Genomic DNA, 19,682 nt, shown 5'->3' with positions numbered 1-19,682 from the left:
TCAATATGATTATGCCGCCTCCTGATCTTTTTGCGAGTGGATCACCTGCCATAGCGGCTGCTGGGCCTGAATATCCACTTCCTTGATCACTTCTTTCAGGGATTCCCACAGGTCGAGCCAGTCACGAGTCCAGTTCTTCGGGTCGATGGTCACACCAAAGAAAGTGTTCATCTCGGCAGCTACTCGCGCCGGGCCCCACTCGGCAGATCCAGCCACCTCCCCCTTGTACGACTGCAGGGCCAGGGTAACCAAGTACTGAGCTTTCACGCGCTTCGCCGAAGTCAGGTCTGGTAGCGCAGCCTTGGCGGTGATCAGCAGCACCGCATTCAGCAGGTGCCGCATGTTCATCGCCGGGTGGTAGAGATAGTGCCCGAACTGCTGCACCTGGAACGGCAGTGTGTCGATGGCACGCAGCACTTTGCCGATGGTGGCCAGGTGCGCGGCGCGGGCGGTTGACCGTCCAAGCGGCGTCCCGCGCGTCTCGCTGATGCTGATTTTCTGGCGCACAACCTGAATGCGCTCCTCCTTGTCTTCCCCCAGTGCAGCAAACACAGCCTCGGCGCGGCGCATGCGTTGTCCCTTCTTGATCGGCGCAGATTGCGCCTTGTCGATGGCCACAGCGCTGATCGACGCGTTCGATTCGTGCTGAGCCTCTGTCCATACCTGCCTTGCGTTGATCAGCTTCATGCGGCTTCCCCTTTTTTCAACTCTCTGGTCATTGCCCGGTATTTGGCCTTGATCGCCTTAATCTCTTCCACGGTGTATTTGCGTGCCTCATGAGGCCCTTCAATCCACGCCACCTTCTCTGCACCGATACGCAGCACCAGGCGGATTCGGTACTCGACCGCGTTGCCGGATAGGCTGCGATTGCACTTCACACACTGGCGGTGGATGTTCAGCGGTTCGAACCTCAGTTCCGGGCAAGCCCCCACCGATCGGTAATGACCGGCGTCCCATCTGCTGCCGGTGATCAGGTCGTGATCGCTTGGGGTTGAGTCGCAGCTGATGCAAGGCAAATGCGCATCACGCAGGCGAACGAATTCATTTACCGCGGCCTGAGCTTCGCGCAAATGATCCGCCCGGCTCTTCAGCTTCTCCTTGCGAACCTGAATCTCTTTGCGCTCAATCTGGGCCAGCGACTTACGTGCCCTCTCCCGATTCACGTCCTTGATGGCCAAGCCACACTTTGGACTGCACACGGCCTGACCTAAGCGTTGCGGCGGGAAGCTGACGCCGCATGCAGGGTTCTTGCACTTCTTCGGTCGTGGTTGCTTGGCAATCATGCAGCCTCCTTGCTGAGCAGATCGGCAAAAACCACACCATGACCGGTGAAGTAAGCGGCGATGCGGTCGGTGTAAGCCACACCCTGGGCGCGATTGAACAGGCTGGTCACCGGGAAGCCGTCAGGGCCGAACAGCTTGTGCTCCCCCATCAGGGCCAACTTCTCCTCATATGGCAGATGGCGCATGACCCGGTACCAAGCCGCCTGGAAACCTGCATCCTCGTTCAGCAGGATCTGCACACCGAAATGCAGCTTGCAGTAACGACGGGCGTCGGCCGCGTCGCCGATCTGCGTCATCTCAGAGATGCGCTTGTACATTGCGAACCACAAAGCGTTCTGGTCGAGCGTGCGGTCCTTGCCCGGGCGCAGCGACACCACCACGAACTTCTTGTCGCGGTACATGGTGGTCAGGCTGGTGATGGCCTCAGTGAGTTTGGCCTGGCAGTTCACGCTGATCTTGTCAGTCATAGGAACCCCGCGCAGTCTTCAAGCAGCCCTTGTTTGTCCTCGGCCAGTTTGTCGCGCTCCTTGCGCAGCGCCTCGTTCTCGGTGATCAACTCCAGCAGCACTTCCTCAACGGTCTTCTTGCCCAGGAACTCGCCGAGTGCTTCCGAGCTTCTCTGCCAAGACTCACAATTCAGGCTCCAGGCGGCGACTTCGGACCAGAGCAGCTTTTTCAGTTCGCTGTAGTCGCTCATGACGTCAGCGCCATTGTGATGAAGACGCAGAACACGCCAATGCCGAAACCGGCAAAGGTGCAGACCAGTGTCATTACTGATTTAGGGATCATCTAAAAACCCTCCTTGCCGCGTTGTGATTCCCACTCGAACGGGACCACGATCACCCCGCCCTCCCGCAGACGATCCACGCAACGTTCCCCCATGGCCGATGGCAAAGACTTGCCGTCCAGGTTCGAGATGATCACCGTCGGGCGCATCTGCTCGTAACGACCGTTGATGATTGCGAACAGCGTGGTCAGTTCGAAGTCGCTCGGCGTTTCCTTGCTCACGCCGATCTCATCCAGAACGAGCAGAGAAGGCGCGATCAGTCCGGCAAGGATCATTCCTTCGGTTCGCTCAGTGCCGCCGCCGTAGGTCGACCGGATGTCATGCAGGATTGAACCGACCGTGCGGTAGACGGCAGTGGCCGCGGTCTTACGCATCAGCTCATTGGCGATCGCAACACCCAAGTGAGTCTTGCCGGTGCCTGGTTTGCCCAGCATCAACAGGCAGCGGCCTGATTCAGATATCTCCGGAAACTTGTCCACGTACTTGCGGCAGATCCGTAGCGCTTCTTTCTGTTCGGGCGACTCGGCGTTGTAGCCGTTGAGCGTCTTGCTGGCGAAGCGTTTCGGGATCAGGGCCGAACCGAGCTTGACGGACAGTTCGTAGCGCTCATGAACCTTGGCCCGCTCAGCCTCTTCTTCCTTCTCGATCCGCATGCAATCCGGGCAGCCGGTCTTGAAGACTTTTCCGAAGATCACGTTCACGGTTTGCGGGAACTGGCCGTGGTCTTCGCAGATGCCAGTGGTTGTTTGCGGAGCTGGCGCAGCCCCGGACATCGCGATTACTTTTTCAGATCGCATAGCTGCCGTCCTCTCGCATGGTCAGGCCGGCGGTGTAATCGCGGTCAGCGAAGCCGGTGTGACGGGATTGGGGTTCACGTTTCGGGAACTGGCGGACATTGCTCGCTCGGTGCTTATCGTCCTTCACCCACTTGACCAGGAGAGACACCCATTTGGATTGGATCTGCAGGAGGCCGGTTGTTTCGTGGTGAGCGGTGAAGGGGGCGACTGCCTCTTGGGTAAACAAGTCCACGGATACGCCGAAGTGGAGGCAGTAGGTTTTCAGGAGATTGGCGTCAGGCACCCAGTCCAGAGTCATCTCCATGGGTGCCTTTGGATCAACAGGTTCCGGAGTGGCTTCGAGATCCAGCTCAGGCTGAGGCTCTTCGCCCGCAGTGTGAGAGTGGTGTTGTTCTTCTCTTCTCTTCTCTTCTTTAGGTAACGCAGAAGTAACGCTGCCAGCGTTACCCTTTGTCTTGTGGTTTGACACGCGCTTTGCCGTCAAAGCCCTGTTTTTACCGGTCTTCCCGTTGTGTCGTTCGAAGTGAGGCAAGGAAATAAAGCCGTCGGCTTCGACCATCCAGCCCACCGATTTCATGTGCTCGCAGAAACCGATAACGCCAACGGAGCGGTCGAGTAACTTTTTGCTAACGCTCGGAGCGTTACCTTTTTCAGTTTGTTGATCGAACCAGGCCCACACACGCATCAGCTTTCCAACTACTGCGTCCTGATCGATATCGGCGAGGTCCGCAATCTGGCAAACCTCAGGCTTGTCCATCGTCACGAGTTCGAATTTGATCCAGTCTCCGGCCATTACTTGCTGCCTTTGCCGATCAGATCGGCCAGTTCGAGGAAACGATCGACGTACCAGTGAGGCTGCGTCTCGCGGGGGGATTGGGGGCTGGTGAGGTTCTTGCCGTAGGTCATGCCCTTCTCGGTCACCGACCAGAAGTCGACCATTTCCTGTTTGGAGTTTTTGCGCTGGAGTTGCTTCAAGAAGCCCTTGGCTTCCAGCGCACGATTGAATGCCGCCGGTGACACGCGAATGGCGCTGTCTTTCAGCAGGGCCGTGGCCGACTTGGTGGGCATCGAGGATCCACCGGCAGCATCTGGTGCAGCGTCGACGGCGTAGCCTGGGAGAAACTTCGGGTCCAGTCCGTTGTTCTGGGCGATCTTCGTCAACATGGCCATTTGGCAGGATGGTGCAGGCTTCAGCAGGCGCGTGAAGCACTCCATGATGGCGATCTCTCCGACGACCTTGGTGCCACTCAGCAAGACTTGCTCACGGGCACCCCGCTGCTGCTCCAGCTCGCGCCAGCGGCGAATCACCTTCATACGCATCGGTGCGCTGTAGCCTGTCAGCAGGCAGTCGGTGTGCTCGCGATCGAGCATGTACTCGACTTGCTCTCGGTTCTGGCCGTCCAAATAGATGTGCTCAAAACTGAGCACATCTAATTTCAGCTCTTTCAGCATCGCTGCGACATCACGCTTCACGTTGGCGTGGCGCTTACCGGTGACGTTGGCGATTTCGCGGGAAGACATAGTGGTACGCGACACGTTTTCAGAGTTAACAAAACGTGTCGCGACATTGGAAGAGGTATTGCTTGAATTGGGTTGGCTCTGCATAATCGGCCTCATCAAGTGGTAATGAATTAGCCGGGGCGCAATCCCGGCTTTTTTGTGCCTGGAATTCAGGCGATGGATTTCAAATTAGGGCGATGCTTTACAAGCAGGGCTTCAGCCTTCCGGCCCAACTCCCCTGCCCGCGCTTCAACTTGGCGGCACTGCTTGGCAAACGCCGGGAGGTGCGGCAAGTCCTCCTCGCACATCACCTGGTCGTCGAACACTTCGCTGCCGGTATCGATCACATCGCCGAGAGCGCGGATTAGCGCGCCGAAACTTTTGTTCGCGCATTGGTCGCTGATCATCTGACGGGCGCCGATCAGTCCGTGGCGGCCGGCGAGTTCGTTGATGCAGTGATCGCGGAACTCCGGCTCAAGTGCGTTGACCCACGACTCCTCAAGCCACGACGGCATGTCCTGATCGCCAGACAGCCAGCGCTGAACTCGCTTTAACCACCGGCCGGTTGCCTTCACGAACTCACCGACGTCGTTCTGATCAGTCAGCGCGCTGAAGTCCGGAACTTCTTTGGCGATGGCCTTTTCCGGGCAAGCCAGGTGAAGTTCACGGCTCAATGCCTGGGCGAAGTCGTCCTGGCTCAAGCTGGTGCGAGCGATCTGGTTCGCCGCGTGCGCAACCAGCACCTGGTCACGGGTTTGAACGTTGTGTCTTGAACTGGACGTATTCATCGGGCTCTCTCGTTCGTAATCTGGGTTCATGCCAAATCGCTACCACTGATCAGGGATGAACCCATGACCCTTTCTTTTCCCAGTCCCGAAACAGGGACCAGCACCAAACTTGAAATCTGTAACCGGACTGCCCTTCTCGCTCCTTGGTCCCTAATAAGGGCCGGAACTCATCTCTTTGGGACGAAGGCGAGAACGTTGCTGTCGGGCTTGGCCGTATCGCACATCGCCTTCTTGAGCCCCGGCATCGCCATTCGCACAAGTTCGGAGGCCAATGCGTCAGGGGTGATCCCGACTTCCAACGCCCATCGCGTCAGTTCTTCCGTTGCGTTCTTCCTGAGCTCCACTTCTGCACTGGGCATAAATCCCCCCTCTGTCGCCTTTTCAGGCTTGTCGCTTCTCAAGCTCAAACGGCAATTCACCCAGTGTTCGCCTGACCTCAAGCGCCGCTTCGATGATTTCCCGGCTGAGCACGCTGTGTTGCAGCTTCATGTCGCGAGCAACGTCCTTGAGCTCTTGGAAGACTTCGTCATCGAGGCGCACCTTCACTTGGTGTTCGTGCCGATGCGCTTTGTCGTCGTAGGCCATAGGTTCACTTCCGATTTCCGGGTGACAGTGCTGGGGTTAGGCGGCGGATTTCTTTAGGGCCGCCTGCGCCGGGAAGGACTTGAGCTCATGCGCTTCAAAAGTCCCGTCCGAGTTGCAGGTGACTGAAATATTTCGCTCGGCCGCAATGGCTTTGCTGATCGCGGCAGGGCTGACCCCCAGAGCCTTGGCCGCAAAGGCCTGCCCTTTCGTAGCAACCAGCTCTGTAAGTGGGATCTGCTTCATTCTGGAATTCTCGAATGGTGTTTTCGAGGACGATATTAACCGCCGGTTAGGTTTCTAGCAATACCGCCGGTTGCCGCAAATAAATTAACCAACGGTTAAATTTCACGGATGAGTAAAAAGAAAGAACTTTCCCCAGAGCTGAAAGCTGAGTGCGACGCCGCGAAGGCGCTTTTCGTATCGAAAAAAAACGCCCTTGGCCTCACTCAAGCGAGCCTTGCAGAAGCAGCTGATATTTCTGCTGCCGCTGTCGCTATGTACCTGAACGGCACGAACCCGCTGAACGTAAAGTTTGCCGCGGTGCTGTCTCGCCTGCTGGATGTACCCGTTGAGAAGTTCAGCAAGAGACTGGCGAAGGAGATTAGCGGACTCACAAGCGGTGCTGAGCGCACGAACGCTTCATCGCCAGGCGCGACAGCTTCAGACATCGTTCGTCAAATGCTAGAGAAGCAGGGGAAATCGCTACCTGAGGCTGCAAGGAAGAGGTTGCTTGCAGCGGCTGAAGCCGACGATGGCGGCGGTGTAATCGAGCTCGATTACTACCGCCCTGGCGCCGTGGGCGATGAAGTGTGGATTGCGCATTACGACGTCCGAGCGGCAATGGGTGGCGGCCAGATCCCTCACGACTATCCCGAGATGTTTCAGGACGTGCGCGTCAGCCCCCGGCACCTGCGCGAGATGGGCGTTGAATTCAAAGAACACTTCCACCTGAAGATGGTTACAGGTTGGGGTCAGTCCATGGCGCCCACGATCAAGCACCGCGACCCGCTCTTGGTTGATGTCAGCGTTCGCGAGTTCTCAGGAGATGGGATCTACATGTTCTCTTGGGAAGGTCACCTGTACATCAAGCGCCTGCAGTGGATCGGTGATAATCAAATCAAGATGCTTTCCGATAACGATAGGCATCCTCCGCAGACGATCAGGGCCGACGAGACCTTCATCCAGGCACGGGTGCTTCTCGTTTGGAATGCCCACTTGGTTTAGGTACGGTCCGGAGTCAGCTCGATCGTTCCAGTGCTGGGAATCAAAGGTAGAACGCTTCAATAGGCATGGCCGTGCTGGTCGGTCGAGACATCACATAGGCGGTTGCGGCATGAAAGCGACCTTGAAGAAATATATCTAGGACGATATAGTGTACGAACTAATCGTAGGCGACGACGCAGCCGATGATCTTGAGCAGCTCCTCGAGACAAACCGCACAGCGGCCATGAGAGTCATCGCCCTTTTGGAGCACCTGCAGGGTGACCAAGACCTTATGGATAGGCTTACTCAAGAAGGCTATGGTGGTTCTCCATGGAAGCCGATGCGAGGAGCGGTAATAAATATCGGAGCTTGGGTTAGGGCGCAGAGACTCGGTATGAATCTGTGGCGAATGCGCGATTTTGAGCTTTCGAGACAAGGTCACGAGTATCGCGTTATCTATGCATTCAACCCGTCAACACATCAGTATTACGTTTTAGCCGTCGTTGAGAGAGCATTCAATTATGACGAACAGCATCCTGTCACACAGCGGATCTTTAGTGCATATCGGCAGCTCGATGACCAATGGTAGCCCTCAGGTCAGCAGCACTGCGGTGAAACCTGGTGCGGTAGTGCATCTAGAGTTTTCAGTTAAGCCAACACCGCTTTCGCAAAAAAACAGCCGCTTCAAGGGTTTGTTGGAGCGAATCAGTAGCGACTCCAATCTCCGATCCGAAATCCAAGATGCACGCGCATGGGTAGCAGATACTTTGCTAGACCCGGAAGGAGAAACGATTCGTTCACTTCGTCTCAAGAAGGGCTGGAGTCAACAAGACTTTGCAGATCGTCTTTTGACTACTCAGGCACAAGTCGCGAGGATAGAAAAGGGGAATACCGACCCTCGCCGCTCGACGTGTAAAAAAATTAGAGAAGTGCTTGGGATCACCGCTGAGAAGCTTGATGAAATCATGGAGCGCCAAGAGCGCATTTACGAATCACGGAACGAAAAATGAGCCGATACGCATATACGACTTTCTGTGACGACATCAGGTACGAAGTCAATGGAAAGGTTTCTCTGATGGGCACCTTCGGGGGGGTTTTGTTTATTCCTGTCGCCCCTGCCCTAATACCAAAATTGTGCTGCATAATTTCGGTGCACAGTGATTTGGACGACCCTATATCCGATCTCAGGGTAACGGGAAGCTTTTTAGGTCAGACGATTTTTACGAGCGAGGTCGATGATGCGGGCCTAAAGGAAATGTACGCCGCCGCACCGGCTGTGGAAAATAGAAAGGGCTTCACTGCCCAGCTCATGATAGCCCTGGCTCCTTTCAGCATGGAGTCCTACGGCAAGATCGACATCGAAATTTTAGTTGACGGCGAAAAACTTGATTGCGCCGGCCTGCAAATCAGCAAGGCGCCAGAGGGTATGATTTTGAGTTGATCGAAGGATCTTTTAGCGCCTATAAAGAGCCCGCTCATTAAGCGGGCTTTTTTGTTTTTTCTGCCCCTCCCGCCTCGTTGATGGTGGCTGTACGCCATGAATGTTAGAGTTCGAGGCAAATTCTGGAGGGAACCAATGAAATCGAAAATCGCCTTTTTCCTGCTCGCATCCTGCATTGCAGCATCAGCTGTTGCGGCCAAAAAAACATCTGAGCCGACGCCATGGACTCAAGAACCAGATAGCTTCATGGGAGTTAGTTTTGATCAAAAGCTGGTGTACTCCATTCCGGAATGCCCGTCTGGTTATGAGATCCCCAAGAGCATGTGTCGTGACGCGCCTTACCAAGGCCTATATACGATTAAGGGGACGCCGTCGATTGGTCTCATCGGAGGTTATGGGCTGTCCGCAATGGCGAAGACTGGCCCAGTCGACTCCTTCTATCTGACAACCCAGACCGAAGACTTCTCTAGACTTGTGCAAGTATTTATCACCAAATACGGGCAGCCAACGAAACGAACGAGTGAGACTATAAAAACGAAAGGCGGCGCCGAATTCAACAACGAGCAACTGCAGTGGCTGGGAAAAAAGGTAGAGATTACTCTCCAAAAGTATGATGGCGACATCAATACCAGTTCAGCAAGCTTGCGAACCATCGCCTCTAAAGCACGCGCTATTCAGGACGGCGGACAGAAAATTCAGGACGCAGCCGGGAAGCTATAGTCATACACCAAGCGAAGCCCGCCATCGAGCGGGCTTTTTTGCCCCTTCAGAAAGGTGCAGCCTCCTCTGCCGGCTCAAACACCTCCACCGGCCGATCCTCTTCCGCGCTCGCCTCCCACTTCAGCGTCACGGACTCATCGTCATTGAACGTCATGTCTATCCCATCCGTCTCGTTTAACAGTCCTATCACCTCCTCCCACTCCCGATCTCCGTCCATGTCCAGGCGATGGATCGTCACCCAGCGCTGAATCTGCGCTACGGGGTGATTGATCATCGATGAGACGCGTAGCCCCAGCCTTTCAATACCGCTCATCTCCAGCCGCTCTGCCTGCTTTTCCTGTTTTTTCGCCTTCGCCATCTCGCCTCCTAGATACTGGATATACATACAGCATTTGCCAAAGCATACGACACAACCACAAAAAATAAATTAACCGCCGGTATTGACGATACATAAACCGCCGGTTAATTTACATCCATCGCCACCGAGTACCCAACAAGGGACCGGCAGCGAAGGGTCGAGAGACCCGCCGTTATTTAGCTCCACCGCTTCACCTTGCCGGATCACCACCGGCCCAGATTCAAAGGCAGCGATGAACCGGCCTCAACGGTTCAGAGGGTTGGCAACTGACCCGGGCGTGCAGCGTAAAACGCCAAGAACAGTTATCCAGCGGGAGAACAAGCCGAAAGGCCCGCGGCTGGAAGAACAATTTGAGAGAGGCCAATGATCGACGCCAGCAGCGGGTCATGGCGGAAAGTTTCACTGATGCACCTGGTGACGGGTGCATTGGGAAAACAACCGACAAGCACGGAGCATCAAATGAGCGAGCAAACCCTTCAAGCGCTGCTGGCTGAGCGAGTCACTGCCTTTGCTTCAGGTGATCAGCCAGCAGCAATCATCGACGAGCATGTGAAGATCATGTTCACCAAGGTGATCGACAACTGCTTTGGTCGTTACGGCGATATGGGTAAGCAGGTTGAGGAGGCAATCAAGGCAGCGTTGCCAGCCAACCTGGCCACAGTCTTCGAGCTGACCCGTTACAACGACATGATTGCCAAGGCCCTGAAAGAAAAGTGGGAAGCCAGCGGCGTAGAGGCCGACATGGTCCGTCGCGCCCAGGAAGCCATCGACGAAGTTCTCACCAAGGACCAGATGCCCGAAGTGGTAAGCCTGCAGGACCTTCTCGAAGCCTTCATTGATGAACACAAGGAAAGCGCAGCAGAAGAGCGCTGGGAGCATCCAGATATTCGATTCCAAGAGTCCGAATATGGCGGGCTGCACATCTACTTCGACAAGAAGCCGAAAGAAGAATCGTCCTACAGCAGCCGCAGTGAGTACAGCCTGGATAACGCAATCCACATCTCGTTCGATAAGCGTGGTAGCGACCGGGACGAGAAAGGCCGGCAGGTTGGCACCGTCTACGCCGCCCGCATCGACAACGAGAAAATCGGCCAAACCCTGCGCTTCAGATCGAAGTTCGAGAAGCTGCTCGCAGCCCTCTACTTCGGCGCCTCCAAGATTCTGGTGGACTGCGAAGAAGACGATTTCAGCTACGGCATTTACGACTGACAGCATCACCTCTGCTCATTCAATGAGTGGGCAGACGGATGCGGACGTAACTGCGGCCTATAACCGCCCACCTGCATCACCTATTCGGCGTAAGCCAAAACGAAATTGCCGCTTCACGGGCCTACGGCAATATAAATAATCAGAGACCCCGTCAGAAGATTGGAGACCTTCCCGATCACCTCGAAAGAGGCTGCATCGGAATGTCGGCGCCCCATGAAAAAAGCTGATCCAGGCCAACTGTTTGTATGCGAACGGGCGGACGTAGTTAGGCATCTTGGTCAGGACCGACATTCCAATGCAGCTTCAATAGGTGGCCACTGCCTGCCCAGTGAGCGAGCGATAGGAGCTACTGCCATGAAGTAGACCAACGCTTCTCCCGTGTGGCGCAGCAAGCCTGAAGGCTGCGCCCAACACTCATACAGGCAGCGGACAGTAGGTCGTCGATGTCACCGCGCATCGGCCGGGCAACCGGTAGGCCACCCTCGCGAACGAAGACAACTTGATGCTGCAAACCCAGGCCGTCGCCAGCAGCGGGCCTGGGGATTTCACAGATTAATTTTGGTTGCAGGGTGTAGCGGATGCAGAAGACTGCTTAGAGCGGTTAGTCATCTCTATCGTCACGATCGCGATTACGTTCATACCCCTGATCATTGTCGCGACGATCATGTCTGCGGTCATGCCATCGATCATCGTCATATCGTCGGTCGTAACGATGACCATGATCATAGCCGCGATCACGACCGTACCGTTCTCCGTCGTCCCAATGAGGGCCGCAGCCTACCAGCAGAAGAGAACCTGAAATGGCCATGAACAACATAACTGCACGCATCATCTGAACATCCTAAAAGCAAAGGTCGGCGATATGACCGTGGGTCCTATGAATGATTCACTGGTGAGTTACAGCAAACCTAAACACCGAAACCAACTTTGAATTAGATACACCCTCCCCGACCCCACCCGCATGCACTCCCCTCCGCGCCCAACGGCAACCAGCGGAACGGATGAGTGCAGCCGAGTTTTGTTGGATCAGCACCGCCACTCTTGGAGGCGACGCCATGGCAACCACCTATGCAGACAGTGCGCAGGCCCGAGAGTGGGATAGGCGCTACGACGCTTGGGGCCGAGATAAGAGACCTCAGCCCCATGAGTTCCACGACTACGAAGCCGCCGAGCAGTTGCGCACTCAGGCGCTGGCAGATCGTGCCGTCCGCGCAATTGAAGAGCGCAAAAGCCTGAGACGCCGCATCGGCCTGGCAATGGTGCAAATGGAAACGATCTGTCCGCCAAATGGAGGCGCAGCGTGAACACTGAAGAGCGCGATCACCAGACCGCTGTCACCTGGATCGAAGGCGAGATCAACAACATGATTCGCGATTTGGGAAAGCCAAACGCGAGTTCGGCGGCTACGTCAGTTATCACTCTAGCCTTCCTGTTGCGCGCCATTGACGACGCAGAGCAGCGTCACTACCGGGCGCGCATCGACCAGATCTATGCCTCCTACAACGAGTCGAACAAACAGGGAGCTGCAGCATGACTACCCCGCCAGTTAAATCACTGATCGACGAACAGCTCGACGAGATCGAATCGAAACTGATCATGCTCGGCTTCGGACTTCCGTTTAACGAAGTGATCGGCCAGCCGCGTGAGCGTGCAGTGTCCAGCCTGCCGCAACGCTTGGCGACCACCATGAAGGGTGGGCGAATCGCGGTGAGGGTTCGGCCATGAGCGACCTTCTGAATATGGAACTGATCAACTCGCTCCCACAGCCACTCTGGGTTAGCAAGAACGGGAAAGATTGGTGGTGGCCGGTGTACGACATCGATGTTCAGACCGGCCTTATAAGGATTGACGTGTGCGGGAAATTGCAGGCCGACCACCTTTGCGAATGGTCTTATGTTCGCGATGACGCCCAGGTCATCCACGCCCCGGACACCTTCTATCTTGAAGATGACTCGCCTCTACTGAAGTGCGGTTGTGGTGAGTTCGGGGAGGCCAACTACTTCGCCAATGACGAACCTCGCTTTATCTGTGGTGGTCGTTGGTGCATGCCATGACCGCCCGCCAGCGCTCCCGGCGCCGCGCTATCCGCCGGACATCAGCCTTTGTCGGCTTCCTGTTCATCACCATCGTCCTTCTGGCCCCGGCACTCGGCGGCCTTGTAACTCAATAACCCCTCACACCTTTCAAGGCTGCGCACCGCGCGGCAAGGAACTGTCATGCCTGCAAATACTAAACAAGCACTCGCGCAAGACTCGCTCGAAATGGGCGAAGCCGAAGACGCACAAAACTCCGTTGTCCCTTCGGTTGCCGTCACCGACATCGCCGAATACCGGCCGCACGAGGAACAGATCGTTCGCTTGGAGACCACTTACGCAAAGTTGGTCGTTGACTGCTCGACCAGCGAAGGCTTGGCGAATGCGAAGGAAGTTCGTGTCGATATCCGCGACGTGCGCTATGCGCTGGCCAACACCACCAAAACGGCGCTGGTTCCCTATCAGCAGAAGGTCAAGGATGCCCAAGCTCGAGTCAACCAGGTCAAGGAGTTCGGCGAGGCGCTGAAGGATCGAGTCTTGGCGATCGAGGCGCCCGTTGACGAAGCAATCAAGGCCGAAGAAAAACGTGTAGCTGATGCCAAAGCCGAGCGCGAGCGTGTCGAGGCTGAACGTGTCGAAGCCATCCGGACGAAGATTACTCGCTTCAGTTCTGTTGCTGCTGCATATGCAAGCCGCAGCGCTGCTGATGTCGCAAGCATTCTGCAAAGCGTCAAAGAGTCGGTAATCCTGCCCGAAGAATATGCCGAGTTTGAAGCCGAAGGCACCATCGCTCGTGACAACGCTATTGAACAGTTAGAAACGCTGCACAAGTCTGCCATTGAACGAGAAGAGGCTGCCGCCAAGCTGTTGGCTCAGCAGAAAGAACTCGACGAGTTGCGCGAGAAGCAGCGCATCGCCGATGAGAACGCGGAGAAGGAACGCCAACGGATCGCAGCAGAAGATCGCCAGCGCATTGCAGACCAGCAGGCAGAACTTAACCGGCAGCGCGAGCAACTGCAGCGAGATCAAGACGCGCAGACCCTGAAGGACCAGCAATACCAGCGCGATCAGGAAGAACTGGCCCGTCTGCGTGCCCAAGCTTCCGCGCCGGCGCCGGTCACTACCGCGGCTCCTGCCCTGGTCGAAGAGAAGGTTGAAATCGCACCTATCAGCACACAGGCGACCGCCGCTGCATCCGACGATGTGACTACGGCCGCGCCGGCGGTTGACGACATTGTCGAGGTTGTAGCCCTGGGCTTCGACGTGGACCTCGACACTGCTCGCGCCTGGCTTCGCGCCATCCGCTTCTAACCCCCCCTTTCCATCTAAAGGCCGACACACTCCTTGTCGGCCACGGAGAGCGCCATGACCGACTCAGACACTCAAGCACCAACGGGCCTCGCCACTTACCACGATCCATCGCACAACGCGGCAGCGCTCATCCTCGACCCAGGCACCATGAAGTCGATGAGCGACCTCGCGCTGATGATGTCGAAGGGCGTGACAACAGTCCCCAAGCATCTGAAGGGCAATCAAGCTGACTGCATGGCGGTGGTACTACAAGCAATGCAGTGGCAGATGAACCCATTTGCCGTTGCGCAGAAGACGTTCATCGTCAACGGCGGTGCCCTGAGCTACGAGGCGCAGCTCGTCAATGCGGTGATCACCGCCAAGGCGCCAGTCAAGGGGCGCTTAAACTTCGAGTGGTTCGGTGCCTGGGAAAACGTCATCGGCAAGATGCGCGAAGTTACCAGCAGGACCAAGCAGGACGAGGACACTGGCGAGTTCAAGAAGTACCGCGTTCCGGACTGGAGCTTTGACGACGAGAAAGGTCTCGGGATCAAGGTCTGGGCGACCTTCAAAGGCGAGGACGAGCCGCGTGTTCTGGAACTTCTACTTACCCAGGTCCGCACGCGAAACTCTACGCTTTGGGCGGAAGATCCCAAGCAGCAGATTGCCTATTTGGTGACAAAAAAGTGGGCCAGACTCTTCTGCCCTGACGTCATCCTCGGCGTCTACACGCCCGATGAGTTCGAAGACTCGTACGGCGGCGAAATCGATATCACCCCTGTGAAGCAAGCGGCGAACACTGCTGCTGCCTCCAGCGTTTCCTTCGGCCCGAAATCCCCGTCGCCGGAAATCGACGGTGTATTCGCCGATCTTTTGGCCGTCGCGAAACAGCAAGACATCGAAGCCTATGCGGCAGCTTGGGCAGCTCTCAAGCCGAAGCAGCGCGCAGCAATCGGCCTTGAATGTCACGAAGCGCTCAAGGCCATGGCGGCAACTGTTGATGGCGACTTCACCGACATAACTGGCACCAACGACGACCTGTCTCAGGCCGAGGAAGCGGCGTAATGAGAGCTGAACTTCAGGGCACTGAAAAGTGGCATGCAGACCGATCTGGTCGGGTGACAGCCAGTCGGTTTAAAGACGTGATGGCCTGGGGGAAGCCTGACAAAAATGGGAAGCGCGAGCCCATGGGTGCACGCACCTCCTACATGCGCGAACTGTGCTTCGAACGACTGGCAAAGAAGTCCAAGCACAACGTCAGCAGCGCTTCCATGAAGTGGGGCCACACCGAAGAGCAGAAGGCTCAGGACGCCTACGAGATGCTGACCGGCAACATCGTGATGCCGTCAGAGTTCATCGTTCACCCAAGGTACGACTGGCTCGGCTGTTCGCCAGACGGCCTGATCAACGATGACGGGGGCACCGAGTCGAAGTGCCCCTTCAACGAGGCGATACACGTCAGGACATGGCTCGAAGGCATGCCCGAGGAACACATGCCGCAGGTACAGGGCTGCATGTTCGTCACGGGGCGGAAGTGGTGGGATTTTCTGTCGTTCGATTCTCGTCAAGATGAAGAGTGTCAGCTCTACATCGAGACGATTTACCGCGACGAAGACTACATCGCCAACCTGCACAAAGAGCTGGTCCAGTTCAATCTGGAACTGAATCGCATGGTTGATGAGGTCGCCGACAGAGCTCGTGCGCAAGCTCATCGGTTAAGTGCCTGATATCGAATGAGGTGGCCATCATGATCAGTAACCTGAAATACGACATCGAGTTCCGACGCGATAAAGCTCTGGAGCTGTCCAGCCAGGTCGAACAGCACTTGGCCGCGGGCGGGCGATTCTCCAGAGCCGACCCCGCTCAAATCAATCCCCCACCCGCTGAGCGATCCACAAAGATCGATCCCGAAACCATCCTCAAGCGCCGCCGGCCTTCGCCAACCCGGGCAGAACGCATCGCGCTACGGCGGATCACGGAGGCGTTATGAGTAAGCGCAAGGCAAACAACGGCTTCGCCCGAGCCGAACGCAGTTGCCGGGCGTTGCTCAGGACCAATCACGTCGCGGTCGTCAACATCGACCCCAGCGGTAACCAGATCATGGCGAACTGGAAAAGCTGCCGGCAGATCCGGAGCCTGGCGATCGCCAACGCCCTGTTCGACTTTGCCTACCACTGGACGATCTACCTCAGCGTCATGTGTCGAGACGAACGCGGCGTTGAGTACGTCAAGTCAGTGGAAATATCGCCAGAGGGCATCTACAAGGTCGAACGCCTCACCGATGCCATCGAGCATTACTACCTGGAGCTGCGCGGCAGCTGCAACCCAAACCACATGGTTGCGTCAGGGTGGATCGCCGTTCCCGCGGATGTGTCGCTTGATGAGGCCCAGGCCGCAAAGCTGTTCTACTCCGCCGGCGCCTGGCATCAGGTGAAGGTCGCGGCATGAGGCGAATCAGCAACCAGGTGCGCCAGCGCCGACGACAGACATGGCTGGATATACCGGCCCACGAAATTGAAGAGGCAGGCCATGGCCAAGAGCAACGCGGACATTCAGAAGGACAAGCGCGCCAAGGAGCGTGCCCTGCTGGATCGGATCGGCGCCGAGAAGCGCACGCTGATTGTGTCGAAGGCGCTTGCTGATGCACTTCAGGTGCTTGGTGAGCGCCACGACTTCGAGGAATGGCAGGAGACGGTGTCGACGTTCCTGATCAACCTCGCCGCCGCGCCTGCCGAAGAGTCCGCCCGCTTTTCCACCATGTCGCGACCTGAAATCGTAATCACCGATAAGCAGTCGCGACAGCTTGAAGAATTCGCCAAGACCGGCATCGAAGCATAACCAACGAGGTATCACATGAAACCTGAAATGATCACCCTGAAGCATGGCGACACCACCATCAAGATGCCGGCTTCTTCGCTGGCAAAACTGGCAGTGGCCAGCGTGTTCGCCCAAGTGCTGCCGCCGGCGGCGAATGTTCAACCGATCACGCCTGCCAGCATTCCGCCGCTCGGCGCTGAATGGCCAGGCCAAGGCGGACTCAACGGCGGACTGGTTGCGGCTCACGGCGATGTTCCAGCGCATTACCTGATCTTCGCCGCCAAGGACATTGGCGACCACGAATGGGGTGGTCGTGGGGTTGAGCTGAAAGGCCTGAGCAAGACCGATGGCTACACCAACACCCAAGTGCTGATTGGCAATGATGACGAGAGAAAGTACCACGCCGCGAACGCGTGTGCCGAGTACCAGGCTGACGGGCATCACGACTTTTACTTGCCAGCCGCCGCCGAGCTGTACCAGGGCTGGCTGAATTGCCCCGAGGTGTTCGCTCATGACTGCTACTACTGGTCATCCTCGCAGCGCTCCGCCAGCCACGCATTCGGCATGACCTTCGCTGATGGCACTCAGGACAACCTCGCCAAGAGCTACGAGCTCCGTGTCCGCCCCGTCCGCAGATTCTTTATTTAATCCTTCATTCATCCGTTCTTGATCCGGCACCGGGCGCAGCAGCGCCTTTTTTGTTGCCTTCGAAAAGAGGAAAGACCATGTCCGCAGTTGAGAAAGCAGCACCAGCAGTGACCATCCCGGAAATCGGCCAGGCGTTCGGCGGCGGGTTCTTCTCCGGCATTACCCGTGACCCGGACACCGGCAAGCGCTACCTGAACATCACCGCCGGCGCTGCGCATGAACTGGAAGGCGAATGGGGCAAGTACGGCGAGAAGATCGAAGGCGCCGACAGCTTCACCGACAGCCGCGCCAACACCGAGGCGATGGCTGCCGCTGGCAGTGAACTGGCACAGCAGGTGCTGGCTCTGGATATCGGCGGCTTCACTGACTGGGCGATCCCGGCGCGTGACGTGCAGGAGCTGCAATACCGCCACTTCAAACCAACCACCGAAGCGAACTGGCAGTACGGCCGCAGCGGTGACAACCCGAACAGCGAGCCGGTCGGCCTGCTCTATACCGAAGACTCACCAGTGCAGACCACCATCGAGGCGTTCAAGGCTGGCGGACCTGAAGCCTTCAAGCCGCGCGCGTACTGGTCGTCAACGCAGCGCTCCGCCCTCAGCGCATTCACCATGGACTTCGATGATGGCAATCAGACCAGCGGCGGCAAGAACTACGAGCTCCGTGTCCGCCCCGTCCGCAGATTGCCTATTTAATTCTTCATTCATTGCTCTTTGTGGGTGATTCGCGGGGCTACTCAAGTACGAGAAGCCAGACCTGAAACTCGCCGGGGAGTGCCGGCCATCCAAATGTAGCGGAATAGAAATGGCGAGCGCCCGCCAAGATGCCAACGGCGCGCATTGGAGGATGACCATCATGAAATAGACCATGCCCGAAGCCCTCCAACAGGAGGCACCCCGTCACATAAGGTGGTCTTTGTGACGCAAACAAAAGCCCGGTTCCGATCGGGCTTTTTTACGCCCGCCTTTATCCGTCAGCACTCTCCCCTGCGCCCAACGGCAACCAGCAGGTGGCTAGAGTGCTGACGAATAACCGCAACCCACCATGAGGAATCGTCATGAACCAGACCATTCGCCAAAAACATGCGGTCCTGCAGGTGTTGCGGGAACGCGTTCTGCTGTCCACCTCGGAGATGTACCAGATGATCGGTCGCGAAGAGCCTGTGCGTGCGCCACGCTTCAACGTCATCCCGCTGGGTGGCAACAAGTTTGACGTGATCGAGCATGACACCGGCCTTTCGCGAGGCGCTCGTGACGGTCACGGCACGGCCTGCGACTACGCGAAGCAACTCGAAAAGAACGCTGACTTCTTCGAAGAGGTCCGGGTGACTACCAGTCGGTTTGGCCGGCCAATGCTCCGCTGGGTACTGGTCGGCGCTTTGATGCTGGTTGTGTTCGCGTACTTCGGAGCGCAGCGATGATCGGCGTACCAATGCCCAACCCGCGAGACTCGATCCTCGCGAACCTCAACCAGCAGCTGGAGCAGTACTTCGGTGCGGGCAAACCGGTGCAGGAAATACCCGCCGGCGTCAGCGGTGAAAAGGCAGCCATGTTCGGCACCTCCCACAGCAACAAGCTGCGGGTTGAACGCGACAAGCTCGCTCCACGGATGAAGGAACTGGCCGATGCCGGCAAGACCGTCATCGAAGCAGCCAAAGAGATGGGCATGGAAACGAAACGCGCCAGGCTCATAGCCCGCGAGAACGACATCAAGTTCCCGGGGCCGCCGTGAGACACATCAGCAACCAGGTGCGCCAGCGCCGACGACAGACATGGCTGGATGTACCGGCCCACGGAATTGAAGAGGCAGGCCATGGCCGAGGAACAGCAGGAGCCGACAGCGGAGTCGGTGAAACAGAAGAAAAAGCGGGCCAAAAAGGCCGAGGACGATGCGAAGAAGGGTGTTGGTGTCTTCAAGGTTGAGGTCGCCGGCGTGTTCATGCTGGACCTCAAGCGCCTGATGAAAGAGCACGGCTTCAACAATCAGCAGGAGGTGTATCAGAACCTGCTGTGCAACGTGATCGCCGCCGACTTCGATACCGCCGCCCGGATGCTCCGCTGTGTCACGACACCTTGCGTCATCAGCGAAGAGGTGTCGCGTGAATTCCGCAATCAAAGCCTTCGCAAGCTCCACGACGATCAGGGAGAACCTGGCGACGAAATAGTCGAACCTGAATGTTAGAGAATCGATCAACTCCTACGGCGCATTAACTTAAGGGATGCC

At 56.9% G+C, this 19,682-nt stretch carries 32 protein-coding genes; 20 read left to right on the top strand and 12 right to left on the bottom strand.

From position 1 onward, the window contains the following. Nucleotides 1-9 precede the first annotated feature (9 nt). The 11 genes from IB254_RS01945 to IB254_RS01895 form a co-directional block, all read right to left on the bottom strand. A complete protein-coding gene (locus tag IB254_RS01945) occupies nucleotides 10-687 on the bottom strand; it encodes a hypothetical protein (RefSeq protein WP_192416176.1) in 678 nt (225 codons plus the stop codon). Next, nucleotides 684-1,283, bottom strand: coding sequence for a recombination protein NinG (locus IB254_RS01940; protein WP_192416175.1), 600 nt, complete (start codon nucleotides 1,281-1,283; stop codon nucleotides 684-686). The genes IB254_RS01945 and IB254_RS01940 overlap by 4 nt, the downstream gene beginning before the upstream one ends. Then, entirely contained in the window at nucleotides 1,280-1,750 is a 471-nt protein-coding gene (locus tag IB254_RS01935) for a hypothetical protein (RefSeq protein ID WP_192416174.1), read from the bottom strand. The genes IB254_RS01940 and IB254_RS01935 overlap by 4 nt, the downstream gene beginning before the upstream one ends. Beyond that, a complete protein-coding gene (locus tag IB254_RS01930) occupies nucleotides 1,747-1,980 on the bottom strand; it encodes a hypothetical protein (protein ID WP_192416173.1) in 234 nt (77 codons plus the stop codon). The genes IB254_RS01935 and IB254_RS01930 overlap by 4 nt, the downstream gene beginning before the upstream one ends. Before the next feature lie 92 nt (nucleotides 1,981-2,072). Further along, nucleotides 2,073-2,867 (bottom strand): ATP-binding protein, encoded by a 795-nt coding sequence (locus IB254_RS01925; protein ID WP_192416172.1) that lies wholly within the window; start codon nucleotides 2,865-2,867, stop codon nucleotides 2,073-2,075. Next, nucleotides 2,857-3,660 (bottom strand): DnaT-like ssDNA-binding domain-containing protein, encoded by an 804-nt coding sequence (locus IB254_RS01920; RefSeq protein WP_192416171.1) that lies wholly within the window; start codon nucleotides 3,658-3,660, stop codon nucleotides 2,857-2,859. The genes IB254_RS01925 and IB254_RS01920 overlap by 11 nt, the downstream gene beginning before the upstream one ends. Beyond that, complete coding sequence (locus IB254_RS01915; RefSeq protein WP_192416612.1) at nucleotides 3,660-4,388, bottom strand: Rha family transcriptional regulator; 729 nt, start codon at nucleotides 4,386-4,388, stop codon at nucleotides 3,660-3,662. The genes IB254_RS01920 and IB254_RS01915 overlap by 1 nt, the downstream gene beginning before the upstream one ends. Before the next feature lie 149 nt (nucleotides 4,389-4,537). Next, nucleotides 4,538-5,155, bottom strand: coding sequence for a hypothetical protein (locus IB254_RS01910; protein WP_192416170.1), 618 nt, complete (start codon nucleotides 5,153-5,155; stop codon nucleotides 4,538-4,540). 167 nt (nucleotides 5,156-5,322) lie between these two features. Further along, entirely contained in the window at nucleotides 5,323-5,514 is a 192-nt protein-coding gene (locus tag IB254_RS01905; protein WP_192416169.1) for a hypothetical protein, read from the bottom strand. A gap of 22 nt (nucleotides 5,515-5,536) precedes the next feature. After that, nucleotides 5,537-5,740: a hypothetical protein gene (locus tag IB254_RS01900; protein WP_192416168.1), complete on the bottom strand. Its 204-nt coding sequence runs from the start codon at nucleotides 5,738-5,740 to the stop codon at nucleotides 5,537-5,539. Between the two features lie 36 nt (nucleotides 5,741-5,776). Next, on the bottom strand, nucleotides 5,777-5,983 hold the full coding sequence (locus tag IB254_RS01895) for a Cro/CI family transcriptional regulator (RefSeq protein ID WP_192416167.1): 207 nt from the start codon (nucleotides 5,981-5,983) through the stop codon (nucleotides 5,777-5,779). Nucleotides 5,984-6,091: 108 nt separating this feature from the next. On the opposite strand from IB254_RS01895, the gene IB254_RS01890 reads away from it, so the two are divergent. The 4 genes from IB254_RS01890 to IB254_RS01875 all read left to right on the top strand — a co-directional run bounded on the left by IB254_RS01890 (nucleotide 6,092) and on the right by IB254_RS01875 (nucleotide 9,104). Then, complete coding sequence (locus IB254_RS01890) at nucleotides 6,092-6,964, top strand: helix-turn-helix transcriptional regulator (protein ID WP_192416166.1); 873 nt, start codon at nucleotides 6,092-6,094, stop codon at nucleotides 6,962-6,964. A gap of 500 nt (nucleotides 6,965-7,464) precedes the next feature. Next, entirely contained in the window at nucleotides 7,465-7,953 is a 489-nt protein-coding gene (locus IB254_RS01885) for a helix-turn-helix transcriptional regulator (protein WP_192416165.1), read from the top strand. Continuing rightward, nucleotides 7,950-8,384, top strand: coding sequence for a DUF6941 family protein (locus IB254_RS01880; RefSeq protein WP_192416164.1), 435 nt, complete (start codon nucleotides 7,950-7,952; stop codon nucleotides 8,382-8,384). Before IB254_RS01885 ends, IB254_RS01880 begins: the two co-directional genes overlap by 4 nt. Before the next feature lie 135 nt (nucleotides 8,385-8,519). Beyond that, on the top strand, nucleotides 8,520-9,104 hold the full coding sequence (locus tag IB254_RS01875; RefSeq protein WP_192416163.1) for a hypothetical protein: 585 nt from the start codon (nucleotides 8,520-8,522) through the stop codon (nucleotides 9,102-9,104). Nucleotides 9,105-9,150: 46 nt separating this feature from the next. Here the strand turns inward: IB254_RS01875 and IB254_RS01870 are convergent, their stop codons facing one another. Continuing rightward, nucleotides 9,151-9,462, bottom strand: coding sequence for a DUF1654 domain-containing protein (locus IB254_RS01870; protein WP_192416162.1), 312 nt, complete (start codon nucleotides 9,460-9,462; stop codon nucleotides 9,151-9,153). Between the two features lie 459 nt (nucleotides 9,463-9,921). On the opposite strand from IB254_RS01870, the gene IB254_RS01865 reads away from it, so the two are divergent. The 16 genes from IB254_RS01865 to IB254_RS01790 all read left to right on the top strand — a co-directional run bounded on the left by IB254_RS01865 (nucleotide 9,922) and on the right by IB254_RS01790 (nucleotide 19,640). Further along, nucleotides 9,922-10,671 (top strand): hypothetical protein, encoded by a 750-nt coding sequence (locus tag IB254_RS01865; protein ID WP_192416161.1) that lies wholly within the window; start codon nucleotides 9,922-9,924, stop codon nucleotides 10,669-10,671. Between the two features lie 1,055 nt (nucleotides 10,672-11,726). Further along, nucleotides 11,727-11,975 (top strand): hypothetical protein, encoded by a 249-nt coding sequence (locus IB254_RS01860; RefSeq protein ID WP_192416160.1) that lies wholly within the window; start codon nucleotides 11,727-11,729, stop codon nucleotides 11,973-11,975. Beyond that, complete coding sequence (locus IB254_RS01855; protein ID WP_192416159.1) at nucleotides 11,972-12,205, top strand: hypothetical protein; 234 nt, start codon at nucleotides 11,972-11,974, stop codon at nucleotides 12,203-12,205. Before IB254_RS01860 ends, IB254_RS01855 begins: the two co-directional genes overlap by 4 nt. After that, nucleotides 12,202-12,396 carry a hypothetical protein gene (locus tag IB254_RS01850; protein ID WP_192416158.1) on the top strand — a complete coding sequence of 65 codons (195 nt, stop codon included), beginning with the start codon at nucleotides 12,202-12,204 and terminating at the stop codon, nucleotides 12,394-12,396. Before IB254_RS01855 ends, IB254_RS01850 begins: the two co-directional genes overlap by 4 nt. Then, nucleotides 12,393-12,725, top strand: coding sequence for a hypothetical protein (locus IB254_RS01845; protein WP_192416157.1), 333 nt, complete (start codon nucleotides 12,393-12,395; stop codon nucleotides 12,723-12,725). Before IB254_RS01850 ends, IB254_RS01845 begins: the two co-directional genes overlap by 4 nt. 162 nt (nucleotides 12,726-12,887) lie before the next feature. Then, entirely contained in the window at nucleotides 12,888-14,015 is a 1,128-nt protein-coding gene (locus IB254_RS01840; protein WP_225602222.1) for a hypothetical protein, read from the top strand. A gap of 54 nt (nucleotides 14,016-14,069) precedes the next feature. Beyond that, on the top strand, nucleotides 14,070-15,059 hold the full coding sequence (locus IB254_RS01835; protein WP_192416156.1) for a RecT family recombinase: 990 nt from the start codon (nucleotides 14,070-14,072) through the stop codon (nucleotides 15,057-15,059). Next, on the top strand, nucleotides 15,059-15,721 hold the full coding sequence (locus IB254_RS01830) for a lambda exonuclease family protein (protein WP_192416155.1): 663 nt from the start codon (nucleotides 15,059-15,061) through the stop codon (nucleotides 15,719-15,721). The genes IB254_RS01835 and IB254_RS01830 overlap by 1 nt, the downstream gene beginning before the upstream one ends. 20 nt (nucleotides 15,722-15,741) lie before the next feature. After that, nucleotides 15,742-15,984: a hypothetical protein gene (locus tag IB254_RS01825; RefSeq protein WP_192416154.1), complete on the top strand. Its 243-nt coding sequence runs from the start codon at nucleotides 15,742-15,744 to the stop codon at nucleotides 15,982-15,984. Beyond that, nucleotides 15,981-16,442, top strand: coding sequence for a hypothetical protein (locus IB254_RS01820; RefSeq protein ID WP_192416153.1), 462 nt, complete (start codon nucleotides 15,981-15,983; stop codon nucleotides 16,440-16,442). The genes IB254_RS01825 and IB254_RS01820 overlap by 4 nt, the downstream gene beginning before the upstream one ends. Before the next feature lie 81 nt (nucleotides 16,443-16,523). Further along, the gene (locus IB254_RS01815) at nucleotides 16,524-16,832 is read left to right on the top strand and encodes a hypothetical protein (protein WP_192416152.1); all 309 of its coding nucleotides are present in this window, start codon (nucleotides 16,524-16,526) and stop codon (nucleotides 16,830-16,832) included. Nucleotides 16,833-16,847: 15 nt separating this feature from the next. Continuing rightward, nucleotides 16,848-17,459 carry a DUF1566 domain-containing protein gene (locus IB254_RS01810; protein WP_192416151.1) on the top strand — a complete coding sequence of 204 codons (612 nt, stop codon included), beginning with the start codon at nucleotides 16,848-16,850 and terminating at the stop codon, nucleotides 17,457-17,459. Between the two features lie 77 nt (nucleotides 17,460-17,536). Continuing rightward, nucleotides 17,537-18,154, top strand: a complete 618-nt coding sequence (locus IB254_RS01805; RefSeq protein ID WP_192416150.1) for a DUF1566 domain-containing protein — start codon at nucleotides 17,537-17,539, stop codon at nucleotides 18,152-18,154. 362 nt (nucleotides 18,155-18,516) lie between these two features. After that, complete coding sequence (locus IB254_RS01800) at nucleotides 18,517-18,879, top strand: hypothetical protein (protein ID WP_192416148.1); 363 nt, start codon at nucleotides 18,517-18,519, stop codon at nucleotides 18,877-18,879. Beyond that, on the top strand, nucleotides 18,876-19,190 hold the full coding sequence (locus IB254_RS01795) for a hypothetical protein (RefSeq protein ID WP_192416146.1): 315 nt from the start codon (nucleotides 18,876-18,878) through the stop codon (nucleotides 19,188-19,190). Before IB254_RS01800 ends, IB254_RS01795 begins: the two co-directional genes overlap by 4 nt. 81 nt (nucleotides 19,191-19,271) lie before the next feature. Next, a complete protein-coding gene (locus IB254_RS01790; RefSeq protein ID WP_192416144.1) occupies nucleotides 19,272-19,640 on the top strand; it encodes a hypothetical protein in 369 nt (122 codons plus the stop codon). Nucleotides 19,641-19,682 lie beyond the last annotated feature (42 nt).

Origin of the sequence: Pseudomonas sp. PDM03 (genome assembly GCF_014852385.1) — a bacterium.
Taxonomy (GTDB): domain Bacteria; phylum Pseudomonadota; class Gammaproteobacteria; order Pseudomonadales; family Pseudomonadaceae; genus Aquipseudomonas; species Aquipseudomonas migulae.
This window is presented reverse-complemented; position numbering and strand designations above follow the sequence as displayed.